The organism is Thalassolituus sp. UBA6592, from assembly GCF_002433655.1.
Taxonomy (GTDB): domain Bacteria; phylum Pseudomonadota; class Gammaproteobacteria; order Pseudomonadales; family Oceanobacteraceae; genus Venatoribacter.
In genome coordinates this window covers 19,973-32,106 of the sequence record NZ_DJIO01000059.1, presented here as the reverse complement: position 1 = coordinate 32,106, position 12,134 = coordinate 19,973, and the positions used below count along the sequence as shown (strand labels likewise).

The following is a 12,134-nucleotide window of genomic DNA, read 5'->3' as shown; positions in this document are numbered from 1 at the left end:
TCCACGACAGAGAAAAGAAAACGAGCCTCAGATGAGGCTCGTGATATGAATCCCAAACTGTGGGACAGCAGTGGCCATCAGGCCGGTTTTTTTACAGCGTAATAACCAAGTTAATTAACTCAGTTATTGGCGTGCAGTTCTTCGTTCAGCTGGATTGCGCTTTTGTTGGTTACGCACTGAACAGCACCTGTGATTGAGTCACGACGGAACAGCAGGTCAGATTTACCGGCCAGATCGCGGCCTTTAACGGTTTCCACCAGCTTTTTCTGATCGTCCAGTACCTGAATTTTGGTACCGGCAGTTACGTACAGGCCAGCTTCCACGGTGCAGCGGTCGCCCAGCGGGATACCGATACCGGCGTTGGCGCCGAGCAGACATTTTTCACCGACGGAAATAATGATGTTACCGCCACCGGACAGAGTACCCATGGTGGAGCAGCCGCCACCCAGGTCAGAACCGTCGCCAATAACAACACCGGCAGAAATACGGCCTTCAACCATGGAAGTGCCCAGAGTACCGGCGTTGAAGTTAACAAAGCCTTCGTGCATTACGGTGGTGCCTTCACCAATGTAAGCACCCAGACGGATACGGGCAGTGTGAGCGATACGTACGCCTGCCGGTACCACGTAGTCGGTCATGCGTGGGAATTTATCCACACTGTTTACGCTCAGCAGTTCACCTTTCAGACGGGCTTCCAGCTGTGCCTGTGGCAGTTCGCTCAGATCGATCGCGCCTTTGTTGGTCCAGGCAACGTTTGGCAGCAGACCAAAAATACCGGCCAGGTTAACACCATGTGGCTTAACCAGACGATGAGACAGCAGGTGCAGCTTGAGGTAAACCTCAGGCGTTGAAGAGGCCTGTTCGTCACTTTCCAGAACGGTGATTACCACCGGCTTTTCACTCTCAGTGCAGGCACGGGCCAGTGCCGCCTGCGCAGGCGCTGCTGCTTCAATGGCTTCAGCGAAGGCGCTCAGTTCACCACCGTCGACTTCCAGGGCAGCGTTGCCACCTTCATAACCGAGCGTACTTTTAGCCGCTTCGATCAGTGCTGCTTCCGGGTTCAGCAGTGGCTGCTGATAGAAAACTTCCAGCCAGTCACCGTTGCTGTTTTTAGTGCCGACACCAATGGCCAGAGCGAATGCGTTTGTCATAGGGGTTCCTCAGTACGGTACGCAGTGAGCGTACGTTAAAGCAAAGTCAGTCGTTAAGCGTTACAGGCCCAGAGCTGCGTAATCGTCAGCTTTAAAGCCCAGAATTTTTTGTTTACCGGTATCCAGCAGAGGGCGCTTAATGATGGATGGATTGTCCAGCATCACTGCTTTTGCCGATGCCTCATCAATGCCATCTTTCACATCATCCGGCAGCTTGCGCCAGGTTGTGCCACGGCGGTTGAGCAGATCTTCCCAGCCCAGCTCAGCAATAAAGGTATCCAGCAATGCTGCGTCCAGACCGTCTTTTTTGTAGTCATGAAACTGGTATTCGACACCGGCGTCTTCCAGCCATTTACGTGCCTTCTTGATAGTGTCGCAGTTTTTGATGCCGTACATGGTAATCATGGCGGGGCTGGCCTCTGATCTGAATGGATTCACGGGTAAAAACGAGGCGCAAGGATACCAGAGATAAGGGCATGGGGCAGCACCACCGGCAGCCAGATAGTTTAAAACTATAAGCAACGGGATGGATAAAAATCATAAATAGTTCGTAACACCATGTTGCCGGCAGGCAGAAGCAAAAAGCATGGGCTAGTCTGAGACGATCATGCTACATCCGGATGGAGACGATCGTGAACATAATCAGGAATCTCAGTGTCAGGTACAAACTCCTGATACTCGTGGCGGTACCTCTTCTGTTAGTCGTGTTTCTGGAATCTGGGCTCCAGATCAGGGCGCTCAGCAATATCAATGGTCTGACATCAGTGCAGACTCTGGTGGAAGTCAGCTCGGTTAACAGTCTGCTGGCCCATGAGCTGCAAAAGGAACGTGGCATGTCGGCCGGATTTCTCGGCAGCAAGGGGCAATCCTTCGGCGATAAACTGCCCGGACAGCGGCAACTGACTAATGGCCGTATTAAAGAGTGGCAGGCGCTGCTGGCATCACATCCCGCTTTAAAGAATTATCCCGAGCTTTACCGGGCGTTGAAGGATGTGCAGCAGAAGGTTGCTGCCATTAATGCTTTGCGGGAGAGGGTAGACGCTCAGAGTGTCGCCTTACCGGAAGTGCTGGCCTTCTACACTGGGACGATTGACCGTTTGCTGGTGGTTCCTGCACTGGCAACGGCTTATACCTCAGATGGCCAGATCGTTCGTGCCCTGCAGGCGTATTACAGCTTTTTGCAGGGTAAGGAACGTGCCGGCATTGAGCGCGCAGTGATGAGTAATGTGTTCGGACGGGACAGCTTTACCGCGGCACTGTTTACCCGTTTCGTGCGTCTGGTATCTGAGCAGGATGCTCATTTGCAGAGTTTTGAACGCTTTGCTGACAGCAGCGCGGTTAAAGCCTATCAGGCCTTCAGAAGCAGTCAGGCGGAGATCGACGTGCAGAGCATGCGCGATGTCGCCCTGAGCCGTAACGAAGGCTTCAATGTTGAATCTGCTTACTGGTTTGAGCGGGCAACCGCCCGTATTAATGGCCTCAAGGAACTGGAAAACGGGCTGGAAGCCAATCTGATTTCACTCACCGCAGCGAAGCTTGAAGAAACTCAGCTTGAAGCCTGGAGTACCGGCCTGTTCTCTTTGCTGGCGGTGGCACTGACCTTATTACTGGTGTGGCTGCTGTCGAGCGCCATGTACCGCCAGATCATCGCATTGCAGCAGGGGCTGCATCTGGCCGGGCGTAATCTGCAGCTGAATCACAGATTCAGTGTTCTGCAGAATGATGAGCTGGGTGACGCGGCACGGGCCGGAAATGAAATGCTTGAGCAGATTGAGTCTACGGTGAAAACCATTCTGGATATCTCCGCCCAGCTGACGCTGATTTCCATGCAGAACCATATGACGATCAAACTGAGCAGCAAAGGGATGAATCTGCAGCAGGAGGAAACCGGCAAAGTCGTGACGGCCATGAGCCAGCAGGAAATCGCCACACAGGAAATTTCTGCGAGTATGCAGCAGGTGGCTGAAAATACCGAATCTGCCAATGAGGTTGCGGCCAGCAGTGGGCGTTCAGTTGAACAGAGCGTCAGCGTTATTCTGCAACTTGATGACAAAATGAAGCAGGTATCGGATGTTATCCGTGACCTGCACAGTTCCAGTGACGCTATTGGCGGTGTGTTATCCGTGATTAAAAACATTGCTGAGCAGACCAATCTGCTGGCGTTGAATGCGGCGATTGAGGCGGCACGGGCCGGTGAGCAGGGACGAGGGTTTGCTGTGGTGGCCGATGAAGTACGCACACTGGCACAGCGTACCCAGGAATCGACTGCAGAAATTGAAAGTATCGTCAGTCGTTTTCAGTCGGAGTCAAAGCGCGCTTTTGAAGCGGTGGAGTCTTCCCAGTCAACGGTAAAAGAAACGGTTAATCTTTCCTCCGGTCTGACCGAAGAGCTGCACAAAATTGAGTCTGCGGTAAGCCTGATCCGTGATATGACGGATCAGGTTGCGGCTGCCGCCGAAGAGCATGTATCTACCAACAGAGAAATGTCCGGCAGTATGCGCAGCATTTATAAAATTGCTGATCACACCGTCGCCACGTCCTCTTTTATGAGTAAAACCGCGCAGGAACAGAGTGAACTTGCGAATAAGCTGCGCGATATATCTGCGCGGTTTGTTATTGGCCAAGCTGACGGGCGACAAAACCGCTGATGTCGGCAATTTCCGGCAGGCATACCTCATGCTGCATGGGGTATGTTTTCCACTCTGGTGTCAGCCCCATGGTCTGCAGATCATTTAACGCCGCCTCGCCCAGAGCGATCGGTACAACATCATCCTGAGTGCCGTGGGCACAGAAAACCGGCAGCGCAGTGTTGGCTGGCGTCATTGGCCGGCCAATATACGTCGACAGGGTAATCAGGCCGGCCAGCGTTCCGTTATAGCTCATTGCACTTTCATAAGCGACGGCGCCGCCCTGTGAAAAGCCGGCAATAAATATCCGCTGAGGGGCAATGCCTTCATCCAGTAACGACTGCAGCAGATGGTGTACGCCAGCAGCGGCTGCCTGCAGGTCGTCTTCGTTAATGATACGCTTCGGATTGGCTCCCAGAATATCGTACCAGCAGGGCATGCTCATACCGCCGGAAAAGGTCACCGGACGGGTTGGCGCCTGAGGGAAAAGTCCGACGCAGTTGAGTGACAGAGAGCTGACAATGCGTTTAAACACAGGAACGAAATCTTCGTTGGTGGCTCCCAGTCCGTGCAGCCAGATCATAGCGCAGTCAGGATTGGCGGTTTCCAGACGAATGCAATCTGCGCTGTCTGTGCGTTGGATATCAACTGTCATTGTGTGCTGCTCTGATGGTTCACAAAAGCGGCATTATAACCTTTGACGGCGATAGCGGGCAGCAGAGTCTCTGTTAAGCGCTGATCAGCCAGCGGGTAAACCAGGCCATGACGATGCCCAGATAATTACCAAGGATGTAGCCAATAATGGCGGCGGCGAATCCTGGCAGGATAATGGCGCGGTTTTTAATCGCACCGGCAATCACCGGAATAAAGGGCACTGACATAATGGCTGCTGACGAGGTGATCAGAAACGTGTCGGTATCAATATTGAATAAGCGGCAGAGCAGTGCCTGCAACAGCAGAGAGCCAAGCAGAATTGCACCAATATAGCTGAACAGCGCCATATTGAGGTCAGTGATCACCCCGGTATCCGTCATGCTGCCTGTGGTAAAACAAAAGATCAGAATCAGATACATTCCAAGCTGAAATGTGCCTTTCAGTTGGCGCACAAAAGGAATAAACGAGGCGGCAACACCCAGGCTTGTGATGGTGATGATGGTGACAGCAGAGGCCATACTGCCTGGCACCACACTGGCCACAGCGACGGCTAAGGCGACAATGGCTGCGGATATCAGCAGGCCACCGAGGGCGTTAAGCACAACATTTTTCTGCAGCAGAATGCGGTAAGCGTAGGCTGTTTCGTCGGCCAGGTGGGCAAACGTTGCGGAGGATTCATGCTCAGCATTCTGATCGTTGCCTCTGTAAGGTTTCAGCAGCCGGGAAAACAGGGGCTTTGCCAGCGTCATAACAAACAGCAGATACAGTGACGACAGCAGAATGTCGTACGTAATCATGGTGGTAAACAGGGTTTCATCTGCGCCTGTGGCAGTTTTAATCGCCGCCATATTCGGCCCACCGCCGGTATAAGCGCCGACAGACATGCCCGCAATCTGCCACACGTTATCAAGCTGGCCCGCATACACAAAGGCGCTGGCAGCGCTGACAAGCAGAACCGACAGCAGCGCAAACGCCATACTTTTCAGGGTATTGCCTGCCATGCGCAATGATGCTTTTACATCAATGGAAAACACCAGCATTGGCAGTGCAAGAGCAATGGTTATTTCGGAGATACTGGTCCGCACTTCTGACAGTGATTGCCACAGCGGCATGGCCGCCAGCAAAGCTGATATACCGATGCCGGCGACAAAGGTCAGAACAACCACGCCGGCTTTCTCCAGTAGTGGCAGGCGCTGGCAGAGAATAATCAATGCCGCCGGAGTCAGTGCACACAGTAATAACACAGCAATAGCCATTGCATCAGGCTCCCGTTCAGGAATTGGCGGCGGCCTGAGGCACGGTTAAGGTCTGGTCTGTGACGGTGAAATCCCGTGGATAACTGAAAACCGGCCACCATTCATGAATTCTGCCATCGTCACAGAGCGCTATATTACCGAACTGCAGGAACAGGGATTCACTTTGGCTGGGCCGGAAGAAGATAAAATCATCTTCTTTCAGCTGGCAGTCGGCGGGCAGCTCGTAGAGTTCCTGATTGCTGGAATGCCCAAGCACGTTGGCCCGTCGGCAGGGGAGCGGATAACACGGGCTGGCCAGCCAGTTACCACCGTAAATAAATGCGGCATTGGCTGGCAGCCGCCCGAGCCAGCGCAGTATGGATGAAATCCAGTGTGTCATTGGCAGTTCAGGTTTATTCACGCGCTTTAACACGGGTGCTGCGATAAATACTGCCGGCAGATGATGATCCAGAGTGAACAGATCAAAGTCTGTTGGCTTCACCAGAGCTGATGCGGTGGCCAGTTCGTTAACTGTGGTGAGATCATCGGCATCGTACAGCGGGTAGGTAGTACTGCCGCCGGTGTTCAGACACCATTCGTCGCTCCGTTCGCTGCCAAACACTTCTTTCGCCATATTTACCCGGTCGCGGTAGCGTTGCCGGGCCTGCTGCAGTGCTTTCTGCGGGCCACCCAGGAATGGCGGAATTTTCGCGATATGCGCTTCATAGCCCATCAGTCCGGAGAAGGTCAGCCAGCTGCTGTTACGGATGATATTCAGTGCGTCCAGATAATCGTCATCACTGGCAAAACCACCACGATGCAGGCCAATATCGATTTCCAGATTGATGCGCATCGGTTGCTGCAGGCGCTCCGCAAGGGCCTGGTATTGCAACAGACGGGCATTGCTGTCGACCAGCCATTGCAGCTGATGCTCAGGGAAAAAGCACAGATTCGCCGGTTGTTTGCTGTACCACTGATAAAAGTGTTCTGCCGCACTGACCGGCATAGGTTTGCCCATCAGAATGTCTGCGGCCGGGATCTGTTTGACCAGATGCATCAGGAAAGGCAGATGAAAACTCATCAGGCGCTGCGTACCGGTACGATGCATGATGTATTGCAGTAAAGGCACGGAAGGCAATGATTTGGCAACAATACGGTAATTGAAGCCCTGATTAATCACATTCATCAGCTGGTCGATATTGTGGTCGAGGCGCTGCTTGTCGATGACCAGAGTCGGAGTGGATATTCCGGCTTTGTGCAGGGCTGTCTTCAGATTTTCAAAATACTGATCGGTCATAGAGGGTTCCGCAACATGCAAGGCTACAACTGTGAAACATGATTATAGTACGTTTGTACCATATATATTTCGCAAGCGCTATCAGGGTGAATTCCGATAGCCGGACCATTTCTGTATACGCGAAAAAGAGAGGAGGGTCACCAGCCGGAGAGAACCGGCTGGGACAAAGTGGGCATCAGAGCCAGATAGCGCGGAAAATGAAGAAGAACAGAATCGACAGCGCTGCGCCTGCCGGCAGAGTCACCAGCCAGGAGATAAAGATAGAACCGACTTTACGGTAATTGAGCGAACCGGCGCCCATCGCCAGACCAATACCCAGAATGGCACCGATCAGAACGTGCGTGGTGGAAATCGGCAGCCCGGTACCGGACGCCACCACCACTGTGGTCGCTGCGGCCAGAGTCGCTGCGAAGCCGCGGCTTGGTGTCAGCTCAGTGATGCCTGTGCCCACGGTAGCGATCACCCGGTGACCGAACGTCACCAGACCAGCAACGATGCCGACGCCACCCACCATCAGAATCCACACCGGAACGGCGGATTTAGCGGCAATTTCACCACCATGGCTGATAACACCATAGATGGCGGCCAGTGGCCCAATGGCGTTAGCAACGTCGTTAGAACCATGAGCAAACGCCATGGCACAGGCCGTAAATACCATGAGTACAGAGAACACTTTCTCGACATTGGCGATGTGAATGTCTTCTGATACTTCCGGATCGGCGTGAATACGGCTGACAATGATGCGACCAATAAACATGACGGCAATACCGACCAGCAGCGAAATCCAGGCGGCATTGATAAACGACAGCTGCAGGCCCAGATGCTTCAGACCTTTCAGCAGCGTGACCATGGAAATAATAAAACCAACCAACAGGATGTAGAACGGAACCAGTCGTTTGGATTGAGAGAAGGGATCTTTGTTGTCGTGAATAAAGTGCTGAATGGTTTTATACAGAACAAAGGAAATACTGCCGGCAATGACGGGAGACACTACCCAGCTGGCGGCGATGTTGCCGACTTTGCCCCATTTTACCGCTTCCATGGAGATACCGACGGCGGCAAAACCTACGATGGCACCCACGATCGAGTGCGTCGTCGATACCGGCCAGCCACGATAGGAAGCGATTAACAGCCAGGTACCGGCGGCCAGCAGGGAAGCCAGCATGCCGAACACCAGAAGTTCCGGGCGGTCTGCGAGTGCGGATGGGTCAATGATGCCCTTACGGATGGTCGCGGTAACTTCACCACCGGCCAGCAGAGCACCGAGGAATTCAAAAATGATGGCGATAATAACCGCCTGACGAATAGTGATAGCTTTGGAACCTACAGAGGTTCCCATTGCATTTGCTACATCGTTAGCGCCAATGCCCCAGGCCATAAAGGCGCCGAAGATACAGGCCAGGATGATGAACAACTGCCCCTGGTCAGTGATCAGATCCATTACGGACTCCCCGATTAAAATCGCGCGCATTCTAACTCAGGCCACGGCCGGATCACAGCACCCAGAGGCCAGATTACAGAAAGATTACAGCGGAATGATCTGTGTCAGATATGACATGGCGTAAAAGCGGCTGAAAAATAAACAGCCGGCGTGTAGCAAGCTGGACTGCGGTTGCCTTGATGGGCGTCTGATCACCGGCTCGGGTGATCAGACTCAGGCGATCAAAGTTGAGTGATCGGAATGTAGCGGGCGTTCTGACGATTGCCGTAGGCCCGCATCTGCCAAAGGCAGAGAATAATAAATACGGCACAGCCAATCAGCCAGGCGGCAGAGCTGCCCGGATGTTGTGCAAAGGTACCGATCTGATAAACGATAACCGCTGTGGTATACGCCAACCCGGTACTCCAGCCAGCAACAAACAGCATCCAGCGCACCCCGGATTCACGCACAATGGCGCCCAGAGTTGCCACACACGGCGTGTACAGAAGCACAAAGACCAGATAAGAAAACGCCGCGATCTGGCTGCCAAACAGCAGGGCCATACTGGAGAAAGTACCACTGTGTACGCCCTGTTCAGCGGTCTGGTCAGCGCCAACAAGGCTCAGACCCAGTGGGTCGAGCAGGCTGTCCGCGAGCCCGGCAAGATTATCCGGAATAGTTTGCAGGGATTCTGCCAGTCCGCCCCACAAATCGTATTCAGTGTCTTCACCGCTTTCCGGGCTGTAGAGTGCATCCAGCGTACCTACCACGGCCTCTTTGGCGAAAATACCTGTGATGATACCGACGGTCGCTGGCCAGTTATCGTCCTGAACGCCCAGCGGCGACAGCAGCGGTGTGGCAACGTTCGCTACTTTGGAAAGCACAGAATTATCGGTATCTTCATTGCCGAAGGAACCATCGCTGCCGATGGAATTCAGGAAGGAAAGAATAACGACCACGGTGACGATGGTTTTACCGGCGCGCAGACAGAAAGATTTCAGGCGTTCCCAGGTTTTGATCAGAATGCCTTTCACCGTCGGCACATGGTAAGCAGGCAGCTCCATCACAAAAGGCGTGAGATCCGGTTTAAACAGGGTGTTTTTCAGTGCCAGGCCAGTGACCAGCGCCATAACGATACCGAGTACGTACAGGCTGAAGACCATGATGGCACCGTTTTCCTGAAACAGGGCAGCAGCAAACAGCGCATAGACCGAAAGACGTGCACCGCAGGACATAAACGGCGCCATGGAAATGGTCAGCAAACGGTCTTTCTCGGTGTCCATGGTGCGTGCAGCCATAACCGCCGGTACGTTACAGCCAAAACCAACGATTAACGGCACGAAGGATTTACCCGGTAAGCCTACTGCGCGCATCAGGCGGTCCATGACGAAGGCGGCACGGGCCATATAACCCGAGTCCTCGATCACAGATAAGAACAGATACAGACTGCCGATCACCGGAATAAAGGTGGCAACCAGCTGAATACCGCCGCCGAGACCGTCGGCCAGCAGGGTAGAGAGCCACTGCGGCGTGTTGACACTGTCCAGGACGTAATGTGTGCCGTCGACAAACACCGTGGCAAAGGCAATATCAAAGAAATCGATAAATGCTCCGCCGACGTTAATGGCGAACAGGAACATCAGATACATAACAAAAAAGAAAAACGGAATACCGAGCCAGCGGTTGATCACCCAGGCATCAATTTTTTCGCTCAGCGTTTGACCTTTTTTATTCACCGTCAGCACTGGTTGCAGCGCATGCTGAATGGATTTATAGCGGCTGTTGGCGATCAGCACGTCCATCGGTTGCTGGTGAGCTTTCTCCAGGGCAACGCGCTGTTGGCGGGCGGTTTCCAGCGCTTCCACGCGCTTGCTCTCCGGTACGATGCCACTGGCGTATACGTCGTTTTCCAGAATGCGGGTGGCAACCCAGAACGGATTATCCACAGCACCCTGTAATTGCTCTTTCAGTGACTGCACGGAATGCTCAAGATCTTCATCAAGACGCAGCAGCGGTGTGGCGACGGTGGCGTGCTCAAGGTAATGACCCATCACCCGGCGCAGTTCTTCAATGCCCTGGCCGGTGGAAGCAACGATTGGCACCACAGGAACACTGAGCTGATGAGACAGCAGCTGAGTATTCACATGAATACCTTCGCGCTCAGCCACATCAACCATATTGACGACACAGATAACCGGCACACCCATATCCAGTAACTGAGAGGTCAGAAACAGATTACGTTCCAGGTTGCTGGCATCGAGAATATTCAGAATGATCTGAGCTTCACCGCTGAGGGCAAATTCGCGGGCGATTTTTTCGTCCGTGGACAACTCATCGTCGTGGCTGTCGAGGGCGTAGGTGCCCGGCAGGTCGACGAGTTTATGTGTTTCACCGCGCAGGGTAATAACGCCTTCTTTACGCTCAACCGTCACGCCAGGCCAGTTGCCGACTTTTTGTTTGGAACCGGTTAAGGCATTGAACAGGGTGGTTTTACCGCAGTTTGGATTACCGATGACGCCTATAACTGCCTGCTTCATCCGATCACCTCGACTTGAATAATGGATGCTTCCTGTCGGCGCAGACTGATGGAGGAGCCGCGCAGCTGGATCTGGATCGGGTCTCCCAGCGGAGCAAACCGCCGCACCTCAAGCTGTGCGCCGGGCATAACACCCAGAGCAAGCAGTTTGCGGCGGAAATTAGTTTCGGTGGCAGTGAAACCCAGGATACGGGCCTGAGCACCTATTTCGAGTTGATCCAGTGTGAGCGTGGTCATACATATCCGGCAGGTAAATTGTTACGAAGATGGTAATGTTTATCATTTAATTGTACAAGCGGGCCGGAAGCTGCAGGAGGATCAATCTGTTCACATTGATGACAGGTGTCATGATCTGTCAGCAGCGGAGCCAGGTTTCTTTACAGAGGACGATTGTTCAAATTGCCCGGCTGGGTCTATAATGACCGCGTAACCGGCTCAGGTTAGTATCAAATCCATTCTGGCGGTAACGTCGGAAATAAGATAACAGCACGATATATATCCTGAACCGTCTCTGCACAATTCCATGTGACTGCATTTCATGCGACCTGATCAAAGTCTCTGTTTGCGGTCTCTGTTTATGGCATCTGTGTAGTCCCGGCGTGAGTTCCGATGAACTGAATACTGATATATCGTCAGATCATTGTTTGCGGTGTAACCGTATATATCCGTACCCGGAACCTGTGCCTTATATATTACGACTCTATACCGAGGTAATTCAGTGAGCGTATTTGATATCGATATTGATAAACAAATAAAACAGCACCAGCAAAAAATCCAGGAACTGGAAGAATTGCGTAAATCGCAGGAAAAGAAACTCGAAGGTATTAAAGAGTTTGAAACCGTTATTAAGCGTTTATGCAATCAAAACAGTCTGACTGAAAACGAATTATATGTTTCCCGTTCAGAACAGATTGAAGCCTGGATTCTCGCCATGGCAAAAGAAGAGACCCCATCTTCTATTTATGCCAACCTGAAAAAGCATTTTGCCCGTACCGCTCCACGTGGTCCGCGCGCTGCTGCCAGCAAGCCAGAGAAAGAATCTACTCTGCCTAAACCTAAGTTACCGGTGGGCAGCTACCGTAATCCGGCCACTCAGGAACGTGTTGAAAAGATCAAGCGTAACCCTAAGCAGCTGGATCAATGGATTGAAGAACACGGTTTTGCTGTTGTCCGTACCTGGAAAATCGACTGATCGCAGCGCAGTCCGATAAGCA

At 52.8% G+C, this 12,134-nt stretch carries 10 protein-coding genes; 2 read left to right on the top strand and 8 right to left on the bottom strand.

What is annotated here, in order from left to right; translation table 11 throughout:
• Window positions 1-119 precede the first annotated feature (119 nt).
• Window positions 120-1,151: a 2,3,4,5-tetrahydropyridine-2,6-dicarboxylate N-succinyltransferase gene (gene dapD / locus B2Z72_RS05370; RefSeq protein WP_296981289.1), complete on the bottom strand. Its 1,032-nt coding sequence runs from the start codon at window positions 1,149-1,151 to the stop codon at window positions 120-122.
• A 60-nt stretch (window positions 1,152-1,211) separates the two neighbouring features.
• Window positions 1,212-1,556 (bottom strand): ArsC family reductase, encoded by a 345-nt coding sequence (locus B2Z72_RS05365; RefSeq protein ID WP_296981290.1) that lies wholly within the window; start codon window positions 1,554-1,556, stop codon window positions 1,212-1,214.
• 275 nt (window positions 1,557-1,831) lie between these two features.
• On the opposite strand from B2Z72_RS05365, the gene B2Z72_RS05360 reads away from it, so the two are divergent.
• Window positions 1,832-3,799, top strand: coding sequence for a methyl-accepting chemotaxis protein (locus B2Z72_RS05360; RefSeq protein ID WP_296981292.1), 1,968 nt, complete (start codon window positions 1,832-1,834; stop codon window positions 3,797-3,799).
• Here B2Z72_RS05360 and B2Z72_RS05355 read toward each other — a convergent pair.
• From B2Z72_RS05355 to B2Z72_RS05330, 6 genes are all read right to left on the bottom strand, one after another.
• Window positions 3,765-4,433, bottom strand: a complete 669-nt coding sequence (locus B2Z72_RS05355; RefSeq protein ID WP_296981295.1) for an alpha/beta hydrolase — start codon at window positions 4,431-4,433, stop codon at window positions 3,765-3,767. The two genes, B2Z72_RS05360 and B2Z72_RS05355, sit on opposite strands and share 35 nt — an antisense overlap.
• Window positions 4,434-4,506: 73 nt before the next feature.
• A complete protein-coding gene (locus tag B2Z72_RS05350) occupies window positions 4,507-5,688 on the bottom strand; it encodes a DUF819 family protein (protein ID WP_296981298.1) in 1,182 nt (393 codons plus the stop codon).
• A gap of 16 nt (window positions 5,689-5,704) precedes the next feature.
• The gene (locus B2Z72_RS05345; RefSeq protein WP_296981300.1) at window positions 5,705-6,964 is read right to left on the bottom strand and encodes a DSD1 family PLP-dependent enzyme; all 1,260 of its coding nucleotides are present in this window, start codon (window positions 6,962-6,964) and stop codon (window positions 5,705-5,707) included.
• A 175-nt stretch (window positions 6,965-7,139) separates the two neighbouring features.
• The gene (locus B2Z72_RS05340) at window positions 7,140-8,405 is read right to left on the bottom strand and encodes an inorganic phosphate transporter (protein ID WP_296981302.1); all 1,266 of its coding nucleotides are present in this window, start codon (window positions 8,403-8,405) and stop codon (window positions 7,140-7,142) included.
• A gap of 221 nt (window positions 8,406-8,626) precedes the next feature.
• The gene (gene feoB, locus B2Z72_RS05335) at window positions 8,627-10,921 is read right to left on the bottom strand and encodes a Fe(2+) transporter permease subunit FeoB (RefSeq protein ID WP_296981304.1); all 2,295 of its coding nucleotides are present in this window, start codon (window positions 10,919-10,921) and stop codon (window positions 8,627-8,629) included.
• Complete coding sequence (locus tag B2Z72_RS05330) at window positions 10,918-11,157, bottom strand: FeoA family protein (RefSeq protein ID WP_296981305.1); 240 nt, start codon at window positions 11,155-11,157, stop codon at window positions 10,918-10,920. The genes feoB and B2Z72_RS05330 overlap by 4 nt, the downstream gene beginning before the upstream one ends.
• Window positions 11,158-11,638: 481 nt before the next feature.
• Here B2Z72_RS05330 and B2Z72_RS05325 point away from each other — a divergent pair, with 481 nt between their 5' ends.
• Entirely contained in the window at window positions 11,639-12,112 is a 474-nt protein-coding gene (locus B2Z72_RS05325; RefSeq protein WP_296981307.1) for a hypothetical protein, read from the top strand.
• Window positions 12,113-12,134: the final 22 nt, after the last annotated feature.